17 protein-coding genes are annotated in these 19212 nt (G+C 47.4%); 10 read left to right on the plus strand and 7 right to left on the minus strand.

Features of this window, described 5'->3' with window-relative positions; genetic code table 11:
* Nucleotides 1–64 precede the first annotated feature (64 nt).
* Complete coding sequence (locus tag ACKU35_RS08905; protein ID WP_319765128.1) at nucleotides 65–1546, minus strand: glycosyltransferase; 1482 nt, start codon at nucleotides 1544–1546, stop codon at nucleotides 65–67.
* Nucleotides 1547–1654: 108 nt separating this feature from the next.
* On the opposite strand from ACKU35_RS08905, the gene ACKU35_RS08910 reads away from it, so the two are divergent.
* From ACKU35_RS08910 to ACKU35_RS08935, 6 genes are all read left to right on the plus strand, one after another.
* Entirely contained in the window at nucleotides 1655–2260 is a 606-nt protein-coding gene (locus ACKU35_RS08910; protein WP_319765130.1) for an RlmE family RNA methyltransferase, read from the plus strand.
* Between the two features lie 178 nt (nucleotides 2261–2438).
* On the plus strand, nucleotides 2439–3185 hold the full coding sequence (locus ACKU35_RS08915; protein WP_319765131.1) for a YebC/PmpR family DNA-binding transcriptional regulator: 747 nt from the start codon (nucleotides 2439–2441) through the stop codon (nucleotides 3183–3185).
* Nucleotides 3186–3692, plus strand: a complete 507-nt coding sequence (gene ruvC, locus ACKU35_RS08920) for a crossover junction endodeoxyribonuclease RuvC (protein ID WP_319765133.1) — start codon at nucleotides 3186–3188, stop codon at nucleotides 3690–3692. It begins immediately after the preceding gene.
* On the plus strand, nucleotides 3689–4300 hold the full coding sequence (gene ruvA, locus ACKU35_RS08925; RefSeq protein WP_319765135.1) for a Holliday junction branch migration protein RuvA: 612 nt from the start codon (nucleotides 3689–3691) through the stop codon (nucleotides 4298–4300). The genes ruvC and ruvA overlap by 4 nt, the downstream gene beginning before the upstream one ends.
* Nucleotides 4301–4324: 24 nt before the next feature.
* Entirely contained in the window at nucleotides 4325–5311 is a 987-nt protein-coding gene (gene ruvB / locus ACKU35_RS08930; RefSeq protein WP_319765136.1) for a Holliday junction branch migration DNA helicase RuvB, read from the plus strand.
* Between the two features lie 88 nt (nucleotides 5312–5399).
* Complete coding sequence (locus tag ACKU35_RS08935) at nucleotides 5400–6848, plus strand: sensor domain-containing diguanylate cyclase (protein ID WP_319765138.1); 1449 nt, start codon at nucleotides 5400–5402, stop codon at nucleotides 6846–6848.
* Nucleotides 6849–6850: 2 nt separating this feature from the next.
* Here ACKU35_RS08935 and ACKU35_RS08940 read toward each other — a convergent pair whose 3' ends face one another.
* From ACKU35_RS08940 to fdhD, 4 genes are all read right to left on the minus strand, one after another.
* Entirely contained in the window at nucleotides 6851–7777 is a 927-nt protein-coding gene (locus ACKU35_RS08940) for a transposase (RefSeq protein WP_319765140.1), read from the minus strand.
* Nucleotides 7744–8736 (minus strand): GTP 3',8-cyclase MoaA, encoded by a 993-nt coding sequence (gene moaA / locus ACKU35_RS08945; RefSeq protein WP_319765142.1) that lies wholly within the window; start codon nucleotides 8734–8736, stop codon nucleotides 7744–7746. The genes ACKU35_RS08940 and moaA overlap by 34 nt, the downstream gene beginning before the upstream one ends.
* Nucleotides 8736–9677 carry a formate dehydrogenase accessory protein FdhE gene (locus ACKU35_RS08950; protein ID WP_319765144.1) on the minus strand — a complete coding sequence of 314 codons (942 nt, stop codon included), beginning with the start codon at nucleotides 9675–9677 and terminating at the stop codon, nucleotides 8736–8738. Before ACKU35_RS08950 ends, moaA begins: the two co-directional genes overlap by 1 nt.
* 194 nt (nucleotides 9678–9871) lie before the next feature.
* Nucleotides 9872–10660, minus strand: coding sequence for a formate dehydrogenase accessory sulfurtransferase FdhD (gene fdhD, locus ACKU35_RS08955; protein WP_319765146.1), 789 nt, complete (start codon nucleotides 10658–10660; stop codon nucleotides 9872–9874).
* A gap of 252 nt (nucleotides 10661–10912) precedes the next feature.
* Here fdhD and ACKU35_RS08960 point away from each other — a divergent pair, with 252 nt between their 5' ends.
* The 4 genes from ACKU35_RS08960 to ACKU35_RS08975 all read left to right on the plus strand — a co-directional run bounded on the left by ACKU35_RS08960 (nucleotide 10913) and on the right by ACKU35_RS08975 (nucleotide 15832).
* On the plus strand, nucleotides 10913–11737 hold the full coding sequence (locus ACKU35_RS08960) for a substrate-binding domain-containing protein (protein ID WP_319765148.1): 825 nt from the start codon (nucleotides 10913–10915) through the stop codon (nucleotides 11735–11737).
* Nucleotides 11738–11884: 147 nt separating this feature from the next.
* Nucleotides 11885–12580, plus strand: coding sequence for an ABC transporter permease (locus ACKU35_RS08965; RefSeq protein WP_319765150.1), 696 nt, complete (start codon nucleotides 11885–11887; stop codon nucleotides 12578–12580).
* On the plus strand, nucleotides 12580–13227 hold the full coding sequence (locus tag ACKU35_RS08970; RefSeq protein ID WP_319765152.1) for an ABC transporter ATP-binding protein: 648 nt from the start codon (nucleotides 12580–12582) through the stop codon (nucleotides 13225–13227). The genes ACKU35_RS08965 and ACKU35_RS08970 overlap by 1 nt, the downstream gene beginning before the upstream one ends.
* Nucleotides 13228–13366: 139 nt before the next feature.
* Nucleotides 13367–15832 carry a glycogen/starch/alpha-glucan phosphorylase gene (locus ACKU35_RS08975; RefSeq protein ID WP_319765153.1) on the plus strand — a complete coding sequence of 822 codons (2466 nt, stop codon included), beginning with the start codon at nucleotides 13367–13369 and terminating at the stop codon, nucleotides 15830–15832.
* A gap of 55 nt (nucleotides 15833–15887) precedes the next feature.
* On the opposite strand, the gene ACKU35_RS08980 is transcribed toward ACKU35_RS08975, so the two are convergent.
* Nucleotides 15888–16238: a hypothetical protein gene (locus ACKU35_RS08980; protein ID WP_319765155.1), complete on the minus strand. Its 351-nt coding sequence runs from the start codon at nucleotides 16236–16238 to the stop codon at nucleotides 15888–15890.
* 119 nt (nucleotides 16239–16357) lie between these two features.
* Nucleotides 16358–19126 (minus strand): response regulator, encoded by a 2769-nt coding sequence (locus tag ACKU35_RS08985; RefSeq protein WP_319765157.1) that lies wholly within the window; start codon nucleotides 19124–19126, stop codon nucleotides 16358–16360.
* Nucleotides 19127–19212: the final 86 nt, after the last annotated feature.

The following is a 19212-nucleotide window of genomic DNA, read 5'->3' on the forward strand; positions in this document are numbered from 1 at the left end:
ATCATCCTTGATTAGAATTTTAGAGATATTTAGCAATAACCGTGCCTGATCTGCTCAGGGGCATTTAATTAAAAAAATTTAGTATCTTAGTAATTCTGTTTTTGTACGTGTGCTCATTTTTTATTATTTCGAGCCAATTTTTTGAAAGTTCTTTCGTGAGCTTAGGATGACTCCTAATGTAGTCGGTCTTTTCTTCAATTTCGGCAGGAAAGGTGAAGGTGCAGTGAGGCAGGAGTTCTTCAGGGAAAATGGATAGGCCCGGGGTATAGTCGCTTAGCAGGAATCCTCCGGTCGCCCAGACATCGAAGTTGCGTTGTGTAAGGCCATAGGGCAGTAGCGGGCTAGTCATGTTCAGATTGATTTCGGCTCCGGCATATATTGAGGGCAGAGTACTGAAATAATCCACCGGGGGGCGCAGATCTGCATGTGGGAGATACTTGCTCCAGCCAGCATCACCAAAGACTGTAAGCGCTTTCCCGGCTTTCTGCAATGAAATTATTCTCCAAATCAACCCGGACTGTTCCGTCTTAAATCCTGCGTTTCGGATTTCCCGGCCGGGCCAGAATTTATCAATCCCGGTGCGTTTTTCCCACCATGCAAAATCAGGTTTAGTTGCATTTTCAATTGCTTGCAGGGCCGCTTTTTCATCCTCTATGGTAAAGGTACAGCCGGAAAAAAAATTGTCCTTCATTGGAAAGCTGGACCGGCCTACAAAAACCGTGCGTTTATCAAGATCGGGATAAGGTCTGATCCCGGTATTAAAAATCGTAGTGTCAGTGGCAAGAGGGAGGTGCTCTACCTTTGTGGCTCCGTGCTTTTTCAGCGCGGGGATGAACCAGTGGTCGGTAACGAGCAGTGGCACATCTTTCCAATAAGCTGATTTAATGCCGGAAATTACGTGAAACGGATTGTCCACCATCCATACTGCTACCTTGACCCCTGCTTCGCGGAGCATGAAGAATATTTCGCCGGAGCTGTCCAGTCCTTTGAAATTTATGCTTAGTACCAGTTCCGGTAATTCGCTATGCAGCAGATTGAGCAGTTTTCTGCGCATTGCATCCGGTTCGATAACCCTGTATGTGAATCCTTCGTCGGCGAATGCCCGGCAGAGTTCCGGCACCAGCAATGAGTGTTTGTCGCCGGGAATCCAGACGGTTTTGTCGCGTTTTTTATTTGTTATCCCGGTCCGGGACATGGCTAATCCGGCGAGAAGAGGTTCCCAGAAAGACGGGAATAAACGTCTGCCGGGAGTATACATGATTACCCGGAATCCAGATATGTCAGTTCGTTTATCAGGGGTGATTTGCTTAAAATTGTCCGGGATTGTATATGCTTCTGGCAGTTGTGCGGTTAGGGCCGGGGATTCTATGTAGTAAAATGATTTTTTTTCGGGGAAGATCTTCGGCGCAAGGCCGGGAGCTGGACCGAGCCCTAGAAATAGAATTTCCCCTTCGCCGCCGAGGTCCTGAAAATATTCTGCGCCGTCAGGCAAAGATTGTAACTGGCCGGATTCGTTTTTTATGCGGAGTCGTTCAGGGCGTTGCATTGCTCGGGTACTTGGCTTGCGGGCCGTAATAAGTTAATTTTTTATCACTCTATAACGCAGTCGGATGCAAAAGTCTTTTGCAGATCACTGTGAAACTTAAATCAGATTATGAAACAATATCGCGATCATTATTTTAAAAGGGCTAAAAAGGATAATTATCCTGCCCGTTCCGTATACAAACTTCAGGAAATCGATAAGCGGTTCAAGCTTTTTGAAAAGGGTCAGAATGTCATGGACCTTGGCGCCGCTCCCGGTTCATGGACTTTGTTCGCGGCTAAGAAAGTCGGCGAGAAAGGCCGGGTTCTCGGCGTGGATATTCAGTCGACTGATACTGTCTTCCCGGAAAACGCCACCTTCCTACAGGCGGATGTGTTTGTGGATTCTCCGGAGCTGCTTGCGGCCATGGACAAACAGCTGCCCTATGACCTGATCATCAGCGACATGGCTCCCAAAACTACCGGAGTCAAATTTACCGATCAGGCCAATTCCCTTGAACTCTGTGAGCGGGCAAGAGATATCCTGCCCACCAGACTCAAGAAGGGGGGGCATTTTATCGTCAAGATTTTTGAAGGCCCGGACGTTAAGGAATATTCAGATTCCCTGCGTCAGATGTTTTCCAAGGTGAAATCATTCAAGCCCAAAAGTTCCAGGCAGGAAAGTAAAGAGATTTTCATCGTCGGGCTGGGTTTTCGGGCTGTTGCAGAAAATTCATAGAGCATCATCCGCTCAGTTGCCCCCTTTGGGCTCCACCTCGCGCCCGACTCTTTCCCGATTGTCTGCGAGATTTTACTTTGTATACAAACTCAGTTAGTACTTCTCTACACTATTTTATATAAAAACTGTCCCGCCAAATTTATACGCGACGGGACTTTGATATTCTCAGGAGGAATAAATGGCCGGACATAGTAAATGGGCTAACATCCAGCATAGAAAAGGTAGGCAGGACGCCAAACGCGGTAAAATTTTCACCAAAATGGCCAAGGATATTATTATTGCGGCCAAGGGCGGCGGCGATCCGACAATGAATCCTTCCCTACGTCTTGCCATCTCCAAGGCGAAAGCTGTGAACATGCCCAACGACAAGATTGATACCGCTATCAAAAAAGGTACCGGAGAACTTGCCGGTGGTGATATTTCTGAAGTAATGTACGAAGGTTACGGTCCCGGTGGAGTTGCGGTGCTCGTTGAAGCTGCTACCGATAACAAGAACCGTACTGTTGCTGAAGTTCGTCACGCTTTGGGTAAAGGCGGCGGCTCCATGGGTGAAGCAGGTTGCGTCGCATGGATGTTCGACAAAAAAGGCGTCATGGTTTTTGATGCTGAAAAGTATACTGAAGATCAGCTGCTGGAAATCGGTCTTGATGCCGGTGTCGAGGATGTTGTCACTGAAGACGATACCTTTGAAGTTCACTGTGCTCCCGAAGATTTCAGCGAAGTTCAGAAAACTTACGAAGCGGCTGAATGCGAAGCTAAAAGCTCCGATCTCGCTTACGTTCCCAAAAACCTCGTTGAAGTTGACGTTCCCACAGCCAAAAAGCTCATGAATCTCATGGAGAAACTGGAAGATAATGACGACGTTCAGGGTGTACACCTTAACGCTGATTTTCCTGATGAGCTTATGGCTGAAATGGAAGGCTAGATGGGCGAATCCGGTATTGTAATAATCGGCATTGACCCTGGAACGCGTGTTACCGGTTACGGAATTGTACGTGAAGTTTCCGGACAGGTTTCTCTGGTGGATGCCGGTACAATCCGGACTAATACCAAAAAGCCCATGTGCTCACGGCTGGGGGAAATTTATTCCCGCATTGCCGAGCTGATAAATGATTATTCACCGGATGAGGCGGCAATCGAAAATGCGTTTGTCGCTTCAAATCCGGCTTCTGCCCTTAAGCTGGGGCAGGCTCGTGGCGCGGCTATGGCTGCCTGCGCAGTCTCCGGCCTTGTCGTTTCCGGGTATGAACCCACCAAGGTGAAGCAGAATATCGTTGGGAGCGGAAGGGCGGATAAGTCACAGGTCGCATTTATGGTGGAGCGCATTTTAGGTGTTAAAAACACCAAATGGGCTAATGATACTACTGATGCTCTGGGTATCGCCATCTGCCATCTCAATGAACGAAGATTCGCAAAGGTAGCCGGAAAATGATTGCCTATATCCACGGTAAACTGCTGGAAGCCACCGATAGGTCCTGCATCATCCTTACTCCCGGCGGAGTTGGTTATGAATTGTTTCTAACCCTTTCCGCTATTTCCACTCTGCCCGTTTCCGGATCGGAGATAGCTTTTTACGTTCATTCCGTGGTGCGTGAGGACGCTTTCGATCTTTATGGCTTTCCCTGTTTTGATGACCGCGAAGTTTTCCGCACACTTATTTCCATTGACCGTTTAGGGCCCAAAAAAGCTCTGGCGATACTTTCCCAGTTCGCGCCTAAGGAATTGCAGGATATTGTTTTTCGTGAGGATGTGAAGACTATGTCCATCGTCCCGGGTATCGGACCGAAATCCGCACGCCAGATTTTGTGGTCGCTCAAAGATAAGATGGAGACCCTGAAATCCGCCAGTGTGCGTAGTGGTGCCTGTCCTGTGGAAGGTGACCGCAGTGAATTCCTCGACGCGCTTTCCGGTTTGCGCAACCTCGGGTACGGGGACGATGAGGTTCGTGAACTTCTCAAGGAAATTTTCGACGAAGAAGCTGATCTTGACGCAGGTGGAGCCATACGCATGGTTTTGAAAAAGATTTCTCAGAACAAGTAATTTTTCAGCAGGCAGTACCGGAATATGATGGAAAACAATGGTTCAGACGATCACATCAGGCCGCAACGGCTGACCGATTTTATCGGGCAGGACGATCTGCGCGAAAACCTTGATGTCTTCATTCAGGCCGCTCGAGGCCGCGGCAATGCCATGGACCACGCCCTTTTCTACGGCAACCCCGGATTGGGTAAAACTACTCTTGCCCGTATTATATCTTCGGAACTTGGGGTTAATCTCATCTCCACCTCCGGTCCTGTTTTGGAGCGTAGCGGCGACCTTGCTGCCATCCTGACCAATCTATCCCGTAACGACATTCTTTTTATCGATGAAATCCACCGCGTTCCGGCTACCGTGGAAGAAGTTCTCTACCCGGCCATGGAAGATTTCAACATAGATCTCATCATCGGTCAGGGACCTGCCGCCCGGACCGTGAAAATTGATCTTGAGCCATTCACACTCGTTGGCGCTACCACCCGCTTGGGGCTGCTCACATCTCCGCTACGAGACCGTTTCGGCTGTATTTTTCGCTTAGAATTTTATTCCCCTGAAGAGCTGGCCCGTATCGTCACCAGAGCGGCCCGTATCTTTGACCTTGAAGTCACGGATGAAGGCGCATTGATAATCGGCAAGCGTTCACGCGGCACACCGAGGATAGCCAACCGTTTGCTGCGCCGGGTGCGTGATTTCGCTACTGTTCACGGGGACGGAGTTGTCACCGGGGAATTAGCAGATATGGCCTTGAACAAGCTGGATGTTGATCCACTGGGGCTGGATTACATGGACCGTAAGATTCTGACCATTTTAATTGATCAGTTCGGTGGCGGGCCTGTAGGGGTGAAAACCATAGCCGTGGCCTGTTCCGAGGAAGTACGCACAATCGAGGAAATTTACGAGCCTTATCTCATACAGTGCGGTTTCATGAAACGTACCCCCCGTGGGCGGGTAGCTACGGCCAGAGCTTATCAGCACTTACAGAAAGTCTCTGCCGGTGGGCAGGGGAGTCTGTTTTAAGAGCTTACTTCTTTGGTGTCCCTTTTTTACTTATGTTCTTACTATTGCTGTCCAAAATTGAAGAACTTAATTTTAGTTAGGAGAGGGCATGACTGTTAGAGTAAAGTTGATAACCGCTTTATCGCTCATTCTTGTAACCGCGTTCATTTCACTCAGCCTTTTTAACTACAATGAATCCCGCAAAAAAATCCGCGAGGATATCGTCAACTCTTCGCTTCCGCTGACCCGTGACAATATTTATTCGGAAATACAGACAGTATTGATGCGCCCTTTATTCGTATCTTCGTTGATGGCCAGCGACACGTTTCTTATGGATTGGGCCTCGGACGGGGAGCGTGATCTCGGCAAAATTAAAAGATATTTAAAAGAAATTCAGGATAGATATGGCTTTTTCAGTTCTTTTTTTGTCTCTGCCAAAACCGGTAAATATTATTATTCGGGCGGAGTGCTCAAGACTGTTTCAAAGCAGAATGAACATGATGTCTGGTATTATGATTTCCTTCGGAGCGGCGAACAGCATGATCTGGATGTTGACTCAAACGAAGCAGCCGACAACATCCTTACAGTTTTTATCAACCATCGTTTAGTGAACGAGAGTGGCGAACTTCTGGGAGTTACCGGTGTCGGACTGAAAATGGGCGATGTCTCGCGGCTACTGAAATTATTCTCCGAAAAGTACGGTAAAACAATTTTTCTTGTTGATGGAAACGGGCTTGTTCAGGTTCATCATAAAGTAGGACTGATCGAGCAGATTAATCTGCGGCATATGCCCGGACATGCCAAAATTGCCACTCAGGTTTTAAATACCTCCTCGGAACCATCCACATATGAATTCGAATTCAACGGAGACCGGATATTTTTAACCGCCCGTTATATACCGGAGTTGGAGTGGATTCTCATCGTTGAACAAAATGAAACTATATTGCTCGATGCCGCACGGCATAATCTGGTACGGACTATCATTGTAGGTGGATTGGCCACCCTGTTTATAGTTATTTTGAGCATTCTTGTGGTCAATCATTTCCAGCTGCGTTTGGAAAAGCAGGCTGAGACCGATGAGCTGACCGGACTTGGGAATCGGCGTTCTTTTGAACGGTATTTTGAATCCACTGTTGTTGCCAGCACGAAAGCGAACCGTCCTTTATCCATTATTCTGCTTGATATTGACGGCTTTAAGCTGGTTAATGATATATGCGGGCATCTTGAAGGTGACCGTATACTCAAGCAGATTTCCGGTATTGTCAGCTCTTCTGTCCGCGGTGGTGATTTTTGCTCTCGCTGGGGAGGAGATGAGTTCCTGCTGCTTGTAGATGGTGGAATTGATATAGCTTTTGATATTGCCCAAAGGATTAGAAAAGGCGTTGCGAATGCTGCCGAAGATAATTTTATCCTTAATGAGTCAGGATTAGAAATAACCGTCAGTTGCGGGGTAGCCCAGTATTCCGGTGAGGATACACTTGATACCCTTATCGCAAGAGCGGACAAGGCTATGTATGAGTCAAAGACTCAGGGTAAGGATATGGTAGTTAAGGGCTGAACTTAGTCCACTTCCGGCGCGATTTTGCAGATATAATTAACCAGCTGATCGAATAAATTTTTATTGCGGTTGTTGAATCTGAATTCCAGCTCTTTCAAGTAGAGTGGGAAGCGATGCGGGGATATTCCTTTGTATCTCTTGATACGCTGCCGGGCGAACTGCCAGAATTCCCCGCCTGATATTTCTATGTGCGGGGTGATATCCGGATATTTGCGGATATAATCAAGCGGCAGGGAATCATCGCCGCAAAGGATCAGCGAATCGTATTTCTGGTAGCGGTCGGTGTGGATGATGCTGCCGTGCCGAACAAGCTTAAGGTGAAAGTTGTGGTTAAAGTGGAACACCGATTCCGCGGTGATATTCTGCATCAGATCAATGAACACCCATCCGTTTTTTTCCATTATCCCGAATACCGGTATGGTTCCGGTAGTTTTTTGGGCTGGAATCCCGGTCAATTTTCTGTTCTTGAGATGTTTGTGTAGCCCTGTCTCGGCACTTAAGAGCTGCTGGGCATCGATGGCCTGTGACAGTATGGCGAACCTAAGCGCGGTAATCGCCTTGTAGGTTGCGTTGTAGGATAGCTCTAAATCGATGGAAATGGCGTGCGCGGTGTGGTCGTCAGCAAACATCTGGATCAGGCGCACCCATTCGCGACAGGAAAGGCCTCCGTTATTTATCCAGCGTCCGCTGAAGTCCTGAAAAGTATACTTGCAGGACGAGCACCGGTAACGTGATCCGTTGAGCAGGTAGAGTTTGTGCTCCCGGCATCGGGGGCAGAAAGGCTTTCGATCTCCCAATGCTTTGTGCAGCAGGAAGTTTCTGGCCTCCTCCTCAGATGACATCAGACGTTCCATCAATTCCTGCCTGCTTTCGGAGGCTTTAATTGTGGATTCACCTATCCGCCTATGGCCGACATTTGTGTTTCGCATACACCTTTACATCCTGATCTTTGTTCCAAGAGATGATATCCCAGCGGTTTATCCCGGGTTGCCGCCGCAATAACCTTGCGCAGGGCATCATCACCAAGAGCAGGGCTTCTTAAAATATTACGCAGCCGGTAGGTCCGGTCAGAAAAAAGGCATGTGCGCAGATTTCCGTCTGAGGTTATACGCAGCCTGTTGCAGGTACTGCAGAAATGTGAACTGACCGGTGAGATAAGACCCAGCCTGCCCTTGCCCCCCTCAATGGAATACATCCTTGCCGGTCCGTGGTTTTCCTTCTTTACCTGTATCTTTTTAAGTACTGCGTACTTCCGTCCTTGCTCAAGTATATCGTCTGCGGACCAGAATCTGCTGTCGGACTTGGTGTCGTCACCCATGGGCATGAATTCGATGAAGCGTAAATCCAGAGGGTTTTCCCGTGCGAAATCGATGAAGGAATTGAGTTCATTATCATTTATTCCCTTCATGGCCACGGCATTGATTTTGATCCGTATTCCCGCGGATAGACAGGCGTGGATGGTGCTTAGGACATCTTCAAGGTGATCGCGACCGGTCACTTCTTTAAAAGTTGCGCGGTCAAGGGTATCGAGGGAAATGTTGAGCCTGCTGACTCCCAGTTTTTTTAGATCCGGCACCAAAGGTTCTATGAGGGTTCCGTTGGTTGTAATGCGCAGATCCATCTCCGGGTGCTGAACCATAACATTTGAGATGAAATCCATGAATCCCTTGCGGGCAAACGGCTCTCCTCCGGTGAGGCGCAGCTTGCCGATATTCATTGTCGAGGCGATATCAATCAACCTCAGCATCTCTTCATAGCGCAGGATGTTCGGGTGCGGGATAAACTGAAAATCTTTTGTCACGCAATACATGCAGCGCAGATTGCAGCGGTCGGTAACGCTCAGCCTCAGGTAATTGACTGTTCTGCCTAATTTGTCAGTAAGTACCATTAAAACCCCCAGACGGATAATGTTCCCCGGTTGTAACCTTCCTTTACCGAAACAAAATCAAGGGGAAGCGATTCCAGATCATCCAGCGCGGGTATGGAAATTTTATCCACTTTCCGGAAATCTGCTGTTTTTATATAACTTTTGCACGATTCGCAGACATCGACCCTGTATCCGGGAGCCTCTTCGACGGTGAAGAATTTGAGTTTGTCCGCGCTTGTTTCATCGCAATAGGCACAGGCCATCCTTTGCACACGATATTCCGTGTGGCAGAATGAGCAGTTGGCGTAACGAAATCCCTGCTTATGATGCAGGGTGTGCATGAAAGGTACGGAACCGCAGATGGGACAGTGTCCGTGAGTACGCGGCGCGGGTTGTTCCAGCTCAAAATCGATCTCGCCTGTGTCCGGTCTCTTTGAGGTATCAGGCTCAATTTCAGGCAGCTTGTCAGACAGCGTGAGGGCAACGGTTTTTATGGAAGGAGTCAATGCAGATTGGACCAGAAAACTAAGGGTGCGTGGAGCTTCCGGCATTTTCTCCGCCCAACCGAGAAAGAAATCGTCGTCGGTTTCAAGATAGGCTTGAAAGGCTTTTTTCAGGTCCAGTTCGCCGGATTTGATGCCCGCTGTGATAAGCGCGGTAGCTTCGGCAATGGGACCTTCTTCTTTAGCAACCATTTCGGACAATTCGTTTATGAGTTTGACGGCCTGTTCATAGTCATAAGGGAAGTCTTCGCGGGCAAGCAGGGGACGGCCTTGCAGATTTTGTTCTGCGGAGGCCAGTTCCGTTGGTATTTCCGGTGAGGAATGCTGCTGCGCTTCAAGCTGGATTGCGGCGACATTTGAAATCAAATTGACAAGTTCTTCCGGAAGAAAAGATTTATCCCGCAGTTCCGAGACCTTTTTATCCAACTTTTCCTTGGCGCTGTTGTAATCAAAATTCATTATAAAATAACCCCTTAATGGACTCCGGTAGTAACCTGTCCGGTTTATTTGATTTCTGTTTGAAAAAACATATGCCGTATCGGCAGCGCTTGCATAGGTGATTTAAATTAACACCGTTTTGGCACAAAATCTAATCAATAATTTAATATGAAATTATGGCTCAGTTGGCAGAATATGAGGTTTTTATAAAATGTTTACAGACCTTTTATCCTGCCCTGATCGTTATAGATCCAGAATCCGTCTTTGCTGATGTTGCCGATCAGGGTGATGCCGATCTTGCGGGCAAGTTCAACAGAGAAACTGGTTGCCACGGCGGTGGAGGCAAGTATCGGAACACCGATGCGTACAGCCTTGAGCAATATTTCCGAGGCAACTCTACCGGTGGAGACAATCATTTTGCCGTCAGTAGGTACATCTTCAAGGAAACATTGTCCCACAATCATATCTATTGCGTTGTGCCTTCCGATATCTTCCCGGAAGTAGAGCATCTCTTCCGGAGTGCAAAGGGAAGAGTTGTGGCAGCCTCGTGTCTTATTATAGAGGGCTGAGCGGGAGTGCAGCTCCTCGGCGTGTTTTAGGATTTGATCCGGTGTAACAATCAGTTCCGATTTAATGGTTCTCTTGGAAATGGTGGAGACATTGCGTCCGAAGTTCGTACCCTTACCGCAACCGGAAGTGATGGAATATTCCAGCACACGTCCTTCCCAAGGATCATGACTGGTGCTCACGTCCGCGATAATGCGGTCTTCGTATTCGGTAATTTTCAGATCGGTAACCTGATCGCGTGATGAAATATAAGCGTCAGATTTTAGAAAGCCGATAGCGAGGTAATCCGGGAACCGGGCAGTGGTCAGCAGTGTCACTACTTCGCGCCCGTTAAGATTTATGGTCAACGGAATTTCAAGGATGCTGCTGATCTCTTTTTCCGTAAAACTGCCACTGGAATATTCTTGTATTGAATAGCGTAAGCTGTCTTTCATCATGCTCCACCTGATATATTTTAAACAGCATAGGCGCAACACTGTTTGCGGACAAGTATTTCCTTTTTGCGTCTAATTCAGCACATTTTTTGTATATAATCGGGGCAATACCAAAAGTATAATTGTGCTCATATTGACATAGAGCTGTGTTTCTGTTCTAAGTTTAAGCTGGACCTGCTATATTGCGGGTGGGTCGTATCTTGCGGATGATCCAGTTGGTTACGAAAATTAAACAGAGTTCTTTTTGGAGGAAAAATGAAAAAATTTAAAGTATTGCTGCTTGCGTTTGCTCTTGTGTCCCTGCTCGTTGCTCCGGGGCTTGTTAAAGCTGAAACCCTGATGATGGCAACCACCACCAGTACCGATAACACCGGGCTGCTGGATGAAATTGCTCCCATGTTTAAAAAAGATACAGGCATTGAGCTGAAGTGGACCGCAGTAGGAACCGGTAAAGCCCTTAAGATGGGTCAGAACTGCGATGTTGACGTGCTGATGGTGCATGCTCCGGCTGCTGAAAAAAAATATGTCGATATGGGTGCTCTCAAAGACCGCCGCGAAGTAATGTATAATGATTTCGTAATCATCGGACCAGATTCCGATCCCGCTGGGGTTAAAGGCCTTCCCGTTGTTCAGGCCATGAAAGGTATTGCCAATGCAAAGGCTCCTTTCGTCAGCCGCGGTGACAACTCCGGTACCAATAAAAAAGAAATCTCTCTCTGGAAGGTAGCAGGAATGGCTGTTCCCGATAAGGCAGAATGGTATATCCAGACCGGACAGGGCATGATCAAAAGTATCACCGTAGCTGAAGAGCGTGATGCTTACATTATGACCGACCGCGGTACTTACATTAAGTACAGCGCAAATAAAAACGGTTCTCCCGAACTGAAGATTCTGGTGGAAGGCGATAAGTCTCTCTTCAACCAGTACAGCGTGCTGGCCGTTAATCCCGCCAACTGCAAGAATGCTAAGTATGAACTGGCTACCAAGTTCTCTGAGTGGATGGCTTCTCCCAAAACTCAGAAAGCTGTCGGCGATTTTAAGCTGCTCGGTAAAAAGCTCTTCATCCCCAACGCAAAATAATATGTCTCGTATGGCCCGGGAAGGGAACTTTATAAAATTCCCTTCCCGGGACTCTCTCCCCATAACTTTTTAGCGGGCTTCTATCTTGTTAATAAGACACCCGTTTGGTATATTGAAAGCTGAGATGAAAGGGAGGGCTTAATCCATATGGACTTTATTTTAAACGGTTTTTTGCAGGCTTTTGTGCTGCTTTTCTCTGCTGACCCGGAAACTTATTCCGCCATTTACACTACCCTCAGTGTGACGACCATTTCCATCTGCGCTACCTTGATTATAGGTGCGCCGCTTGGTTTTCTGCTCGGTTATCATGAATTTCCCGGAAAAAGGGCGTTGCGTCTTATTGCCGATACCCTGCTTTCATTTCCCACGGTTGTAATCGGACTTCTGGTTTACGCCATGCTTTCCCGCCGGGGTCCTTTGGGGGAGATGGAACTCCTTTTCAGTGTTTCAGGTATAGCTGTAGGTCAGACTTTACTCGGTTTACCCATTGTTATCGCCATGATGGCCACTGCGGTGGAAAATCTGGATCTGCGGCTTAAGCAGACTTTGCTCACCCTCGGCGCTTCACATAATCAGATCCTGCGTACCACGCTTTGGGAGGCCCGGTATAGCTTGATTCTTGCCGCCGCAGCCGCGTATGGGCGCATTGTTTCCGAAATCGGTATCTCCATGATGGTTGGCGGTAATATCAAATGGCATACCAGGACCATCACCACCGCCATCGCTCTTGAAACAGGCAAGGGGGAATTTGCCATGGGTATCGCTCTGGGCATGGTGCTTATGATGATCGCCTTTGCTGTTAACTTTTCCATGTCCGGCGTCCGTAAAAGAGAGGGCCGCTGATGAATGCATTGTACAGGCTGGAGAATATCACGCAGCGCTATAATGGACGGCAGGTGCTTTCACTTAACTCTTTTTCCGTGAATGAAGGCTCAATTGTCGGACTTGCCGGGCATAACGGCAGCGGCAAGAGTACTCTGATGCGTATGCTAGCTTTTTTGGAAAGCCCTGATTCCGGCAAGCTTTATTATGACGGCAGGGAAGTGGAAGGACCGGGACTAAGCTTACGCCGAGAAGTAACCATGCTAACGCAGGAACCGTACCTGCTCAAACGTTCGGTGGCCGCAAATGTGGCTTACGGACTTGAACTGCGCGGTGATAAAAATGTCCGCGATACGGTTTGTAACTCCCTTTCCAGGGTAGGTCTGAAGCCGGAAAAATTTATGCATCGTAACTGGTTTGAGCTTTCCGGAGGGGAGGCCCAGAGGGTCGCGTTGGCCGCTCGGCTGGCAATTAATCCGAGGGTTCTGCTTCTTGATGAACCAACTGCCAGCCTTGATATGGAATCCACCAGATTGATCCATGACGCGGCTGTTTCCGCCCGTGAGGAGCAAGGCACGACCCTTGTTATCGTCAGTCACGATCATCTCTGGCTTGAGGATGTCTCCGATACGATTTTCCGTCTTGCGGACGGGCGTATGGACAACTAAAGATTTATATTTTTGTAAGTTCTTTTTACGGCGCGGTATTTATATCGCGCCGTTTTTATTTCATAGCCGGATCCATTTCGAGTGGATTTAGACTTACCAAGGTGCTATCCTGATATTCCCTGTAGCTGTAGGAGGAATCATGGGACGTACCGGTTTTAAGATCAGAAAAAAAAATGACCGCGAGAGTTTGACTCTTGATATCAAGGATCACGTTATTTATTCCCTGAGCAAGGAGATGAAGGACGCAAGCGAATGGGACGCTGGTAATGCGCTGGCACTGGCCCTGCGTGACAGGCTGGTGGAGCGGATGATTGATACCCGCGACCGTTACCGTAAGGTCAAGGCCAAGCGCATGTACTATTTCTCCATTGAATATCTACTCGGTCGCTGTCTGGGAAATTCACTGTGCAATATGGAAATTCTGGATTTATGTGAGGATATTTTCAAGGATCTCGGTTTTGATCTTGACGAGGTCAGGGCCAGTGAGCGCGATCCAGCCCTCGGTAACGGAGGTCTGGGACGGCTGGCAGCTTGTTTTCTTGATTCTCTGGCAACTCTCGATCTGCCCGGTTGTGGTTATGGAATCCATTACGAGTATGGACTTTTCCGGCAGGCCATTCATAACGGCTACCAGAAGGAGCTGGCCGATTACTGGATGAAGGAGGGGATGCCTATGCAAATCGCCCGTTTTGACCAGTCGGTGCTTATTCCCCTTTACGGCAGGGTGGAAAATGCGGTTTCTCCCAGCGGTGAGTATATACCCATGTGGGTGGACTGGGATGATATTATCGGGGTTCCGTATGATGTCCCTATTGTCGGATACGGAGGTAATACTGTAAATTACCTGCGGTTATTCGCCGCCCGTGCTTCCGAGAATTTTGATATGGATATTTTTAATCATGGTGATTACATCCGTGCCGTGCAGCGAAAAATAGAATCGGAAATGGTTTCAAAGGTGCTTTATCCCACGGAATCAGTTTCCTTCGGCAAGGAATTGCGCCTTGTTCAGGAATATTTCCTCGTGGCCTGCGGTCTGCGCGATATCACCCGCAGGTTTATGGGCCAGAATAAGAATTTTGATGAATTCGCAGATTATGTTGCCATTCAGCTCAACGATACGCACCCGGCACTGACCGTTGTGGAACTGATGCGCTATCTTGTGGACGAGCGGCGTATTGAATGGGAACGTGCGTGGGAAATCACCCGCGCGACCTGCGCCTATACCAATCATACCCTGCTGCCGGAAGCTCTTGAACGATGGTCGGTTTCCCTGATTGAAAAAGTGCTGCCCCGGCATTTACAGATTATTTATGAAATTAACAGCCGTTTTTTGAAAGATATTGAAATCCGGTACGGTAACGACACCGAAAAGAAACGCCGCATGTCCCTGATCTGTGAAGAAGGAACAAAAAAAGTGCGTATGGCAAACCTCGCGGTAATCGGTTCTCATTCGGTAAATGGGGTTTCAGAGTTGCATTCCGAGCTGGTTAAAACCCGTCTTTTCCCGGATTTTTATGAGCTTGAGCCGGATAAATTCAACAATAAAACCAATGGAGTCACCCCCCGTCGTTGGCTGCTCAAGGCCAATCCTGAACTTTCCGGACTTATCACCGAATTTATCGGAAAGGGGTGGATAACTGATCTGGATGAGCTGCACGGGCTTGAAGGTTTTGTCAACGACAATGGATTTTGTGAGCGCTTCATGAAAGCTAAAAGAGCCAATAAGGTTCAGTTGGCTGAGATCATAAAATCAACATTGGATGTGAGCGTTTCCCCGGATTCTATTTTTGACATTCAGGCCAAGCGTATCCACGAATACAAACGCCAATTGCTTAATGTGCTGCACATCATACATCTTTATCTGGAGTTGGTGGATAACGAAGTGGAGCCTTCCTGTCCCCGGACTTTTATCTTTGCGGGTAAGGCGGCCCCCGGTTATTGGGAGGCCAAGCAGATTATCAAGCTTATCCATTCTGTGGCGAAAGTAATCAACAATGATCCCCGAGCAAATGAGGCGCTTAAAGTTGTATTCCTGCCTGATTACCGGGTTTCCCTTGCAGAAAAGATAATACCGGCCTGCGATGTGAGTGAGCAGATCTCCACAGCTGGGACCGAGGCATCCGGGACTGGTAATATGAAGTTCGCCATGAATGGAGCGTTGACGATCGGGACTTATGACGGGGCGAATATTGAAATGCTTGATGAGGTCGGAAAAGATAATTTTTATCTTTTCGGATTGAAACAGGAAGAGGTGGAACAAACTCTGCGTAACGGAGATTATCATCCTAGGGAATTCTATAATCGGAGTCCTGAAATCCGGCAGATTTTTAACGCCTTGTCGGAAAACAGGTTTTCCGTGAAGGAGCCGGACTTATTCAACTGGATTGTGAATAAACTGCTTTCTGATAATGAAAGATACATGCATCTGGCGGACTTTGAATCATATCTTGATGCCCATAAACGTATTGATAAGGATTATGCTGATAGCGGTCTTTGGGCAGGAAAGGCAATTCTGAATACAGCGCGCATGGGTAGATTTTCAACTGACCGGACCATGCGTGAATATGCGGAAGGAATCTGGAATATCAAACCCGTTAAAGGGTAACTCAACTTACTAAAAAGGCAGGGATTATCCGAATCGACGATCCCTGCCCGTATCTTTATTTGGTTTGTTTGATTTTTTTCAGCCGAACTGCGGTGCCGTAGCAGGAGTAGAATTTGTCTCCTTCTGGATGGAAGGAAACAGACTCCCTATAGCCGACAATAGCATCGGCATTGGCATCGATAGCCTGCGCAATAAGGCCGTAGAAGGCGTTATCGAAGTTGTAGCTTCTGCAGACAATCAGGCCGAATGTGCCCATAACTTCCCGGTTGGGAACTTCTTCAGTAGTCACTATTTTTACCTTGCCGCCGAGATACAGGGTTCGAGCCATATCAAGACGCTGGTCTTTTTTTGCGTCCTCAATGGTTCTGCTGGGTTTGCGGCTAGGGCTTCCGAACATTAATGCCATATTTGAAATCCTTTTTTGCAGTCAAGATTGATTGATGATTTCTGCCTCAAATATGAATTTATTTCAACTAAATGAATGTGCTGTCTTGATTGTTTTTTTGAGAAACAGGCTTTGAAGAATCAAGCATTATTTTTTTCAAGCAGCGAAATGTCTTCAAACAGCAGGTCCAGTTTTACAGTAGTTTTTTCCAGAGCTTCTATCGCGTCATCCCACAGCTCTGATTTGCATGACTTTTCCAGCTCAAGCGCTGCTAATGTCAGCCCTTGTGCTGAGATGTTCGCTGCCGAACCTTTCAGGGTATGCGCTCTTTCTCCGGCTTCTTTCAGCTGGTGATTTTGCAGCAGGGTCTGCATCTCAGTGCCGAAATTCATATTGTATTCCTGAAAATTTCGCAGAATATCAACCAGAATTTCCATGTCACCTCCGATGCGGTCCAGTACTTCTGCAACATTTATTTCCCGGCATTCCAAAGTATCATGCCTTTCATGAGGCGTGTTTTTCGGATGGTCCGGTTCTGTCTTTTTAGATTCCGCTTTCTTAATGAGAAAACTGTGGATAGTGGCGATCATCAGTTCTTTATCAATTGGCTTGGGGATGTAATCATCCATGCCTGATTTAAGGCAGCGTTCCTTATCTCCGCGCATGGCGTGGGCGGTCATGGCCAATATCGGAAGTTCGGTCATTCCAAGTTTATTGCGGATTACTTCTGTCGCTTCGTAACCGTCCATTTCCGGCATTTGGATATCCATGAGAACGATGTCATATTTTTCTTCCTGCACCATCTGCACAGCTTCCCTGCCGTTTGTCGCTGTATCGATCTTTATACCTGTCGGCAGCAGTATCTGCTCCGCTACCTGCTGGTTTATGGGATTGTCTTCTACCATAAGCAGCTTGTAATCCTTGAATTCATTATCAATCGGTTTGGAGGGCTCGTAAGAGAATTCCTTGGGAACTTCGTACCCAAAGGTATCCAGAATGGAGTTGAAGAGCGTTCTCTGCTTGATAGGTTTGCTTATCATTTTGTTGATATCTGCTTTTAACGCCTTTTCCAGCGCAGAATTCATCTCTGTAGAAGTGATCATCAGGATGGGGAGTTCCTCTTTGCTGTGGGTCTTGCGTATTTCAATACTGGCCTCATCCCCGTTCATCTGAGGCAGCTTGAGGTCAATGATGGCCATTTGGAACTGGTTGTCTGAATCTTCCTCGATGAGCTTCAGGGCCTGTTCTGCATCCGGAACACAGACCGGCCGGAATCCGAATTGTTTGAGGTAGCGTTCCAGCACGCTGCGCACCGCTAAGTTGTCGTCCACAACCAGCACAGGAGCATTATTGAGCTCCATGGGAAGTTCATAGGCGGGCGGAGACAGTTCCGCCGCTATATCCGGAGTTATGGTGAAGAAAAAAGTGCTTCCCGCGTCGGGCTTGCTTCGGAACCAGATGTTTCCGCCCATGAGGTCTACAATACGCTTGCAGATGGAAAGTCCCAGCCCGGTACCCCCGTATTTGCGGGTGGTAGAGCCGTCCGCCTGCTTGAATGCCTCGAAAAGATATGGTTGAACTTTTTCTGGAATTCCTATCCCGGTATCTTTAATGGCGAATACTATCTCAGCTTTGCCGGAACTTATTTTATCCGCAGATACAGTGATAATTATTTCACCGTTATTGGTGAATTTAAAGGCATTGGCTGTGATGTTTACCAGTACCTGCCGTAATCGCATCGGATCTCCAATAATTCTATGCGGAACTTCGGGCCTGATGTCGATCACCAGTTCTGTTTGCGAAGCGACCATCTGCTCTACAAATAGGTCGCTGATCTCGTGGATGAGCCGGTGCAGATTAAAATTGACTTTTTCAAGACTGAGTTTACCGGCTTCAATTTTAGAAAAGTCCAGAATGTCGTTGATAAGTCCCAGCAGAACTTTGCCTGAACTTAAGATAATCTTCAAAAATTCTCGTTGCTTGGATGATAGTCTGGTCTCCATGGTCAGATCGGCCATTCCGATGATGGCGTTCATGGGGGTTCGAATTTCGTGACTCACGTTGGCCATGAATTCACTTTTGGATTTCGATGCGGCTTCGGCGTCATCCTTCGCTACTTCAAGCTCCCGGTTGATTATCTTCAGTTCGCGGTAACTCTTTTCCAGATTCTTATTACTCTGATATATTTTTTTTTGCAGCTGTCCGCTGTATTGCTTTAATTTCAGATCCTGTTCTTCAATCTGTTGCAGCATGTTGTTGAAGTTTTCAACCAGGCTTTTCATTTCACCTTTGCATTCAACCTTCACCCGTGCGCTGTAGTTTTTGTCCAAAGAAATCTGGCGTGCGGTCTGGCTGAGCTTGGCAATGGGCGAGATCAGGATTTTGCGCATTGTAACAAAGAGGACCAGATTGATCAGCATAACCAGCATCATGGTCCGCAGCAGTGAGTTCAGCAGGGAGTGGTACAGTTCATCATTAATGAATTTAAGGGAAAGAAAAATTTCCACAGCCCCGATTGGCTTTTTCATTATTGAGATTTCAGCCTTACGTTTAACAAATTTGCCGATGGGCCATCTTTCGAAATCGCTTATCTTCCAATCTTTATTACGTATTTTACCGGCAAAGACATTGTTCCCGTTGTCTTCCGTTACCAGAATGGCCTTGATCCTTTTGTCGTTCATTTCAGAGAGCAGAATGCGGTTAATCGCGGCTTGATCAACATTCCAAAGCGGGGTTATCAGGGATTCGGAAAGCCTTTCAACCAGACCGTCAGCCTTTACATTGAGCTCTTCCAGCATGTTTCTGCGCATGAATGTATAGTCGTAAGCGCATGAAACAACGAATGAAATCAATGAGATTACTACAATGAGTACACCTATTCTGGTTTGGACTTTGTCTATTCTTAACAATTTAAATCCGTTGGCTGGTGTTGCATTAGATTTTTATGATTCTGCTATAGATATGGACAACTGATTAGCATTCCAGCATATTCAGT

Origin of the sequence: Maridesulfovibrio sp. (genome assembly GCF_963676065.1) — a bacterium.
Taxonomy (GTDB): Bacteria; Desulfobacterota; Desulfovibrionia; order Desulfovibrionales; family Desulfovibrionaceae; genus Maridesulfovibrio.

Excerpts from the sequence above, each read along its gene's own strand:
- ACKU35_RS08980 (WP_319765155.1), bottom strand. The coding sequence starts at position 16,238 with ATGGCATTAATGTTCGGAAGCCCTAGCCGCAAACCCAGCAGAACCATT.
- ACKU35_RS08975 (WP_319765153.1), top strand. The coding sequence starts at position 13,367 with ATGGGACGTACCGGTTTTAAGATCAGAAAAAAAAATGACCGCGAGAGT.
- ACKU35_RS08905 (WP_319765128.1), bottom strand. The coding sequence starts at position 1,546 with ATGCAACGCCCTGAACGACTCCGCATAAAAAACGAATCCGGCCAGTTA.
- moaA (WP_319765142.1), bottom strand. The coding sequence starts at position 8,736 with ATGGTACTTACTGACAAATTAGGCAGAACAGTCAATTACCTGAGGCTG.
- ACKU35_RS08935 (WP_319765138.1), top strand. The coding sequence starts at position 5,400 with ATGACTGTTAGAGTAAAGTTGATAACCGCTTTATCGCTCATTCTTGTA.
- fdhD (WP_319765146.1), bottom strand. The coding sequence starts at position 10,660 with ATGATGAAAGACAGCTTACGCTATTCAATACAAGAATATTCCAGTGGC.
- ACKU35_RS08910 (WP_319765130.1), top strand. The coding sequence starts at position 1,655 with ATGAAACAATATCGCGATCATTATTTTAAAAGGGCTAAAAAGGATAAT.
- ACKU35_RS08965 (WP_319765150.1), top strand. The coding sequence starts at position 11,885 with ATGGACTTTATTTTAAACGGTTTTTTGCAGGCTTTTGTGCTGCTTTTC.
- ruvB (WP_319765136.1), top strand. The coding sequence starts at position 4,325 with ATGATGGAAAACAATGGTTCAGACGATCACATCAGGCCGCAACGGCTG.
- ACKU35_RS08970 (WP_319765152.1), top strand. The coding sequence starts at position 12,580 with ATGAATGCATTGTACAGGCTGGAGAATATCACGCAGCGCTATAATGGA.
- ACKU35_RS08915 (WP_319765131.1), top strand. The coding sequence starts at position 2,439 with ATGGCCGGACATAGTAAATGGGCTAACATCCAGCATAGAAAAGGTAGG.
- ruvC (WP_319765133.1), top strand. The coding sequence starts at position 3,186 with ATGGGCGAATCCGGTATTGTAATAATCGGCATTGACCCTGGAACGCGT.
- ACKU35_RS08940 (WP_319765140.1), bottom strand. The coding sequence starts at position 7,777 with ATGCGAAACACAAATGTCGGCCATAGGCGGATAGGTGAATCCACAATT.
- ruvA (WP_319765135.1), top strand. The coding sequence starts at position 3,689 with ATGATTGCCTATATCCACGGTAAACTGCTGGAAGCCACCGATAGGTCC.
- ACKU35_RS08960 (WP_319765148.1), top strand. The coding sequence starts at position 10,913 with ATGAAAAAATTTAAAGTATTGCTGCTTGCGTTTGCTCTTGTGTCCCTG.
- ACKU35_RS08950 (WP_319765144.1), bottom strand. The coding sequence starts at position 9,677 with ATGAATTTTGATTACAACAGCGCCAAGGAAAAGTTGGATAAAAAGGTC.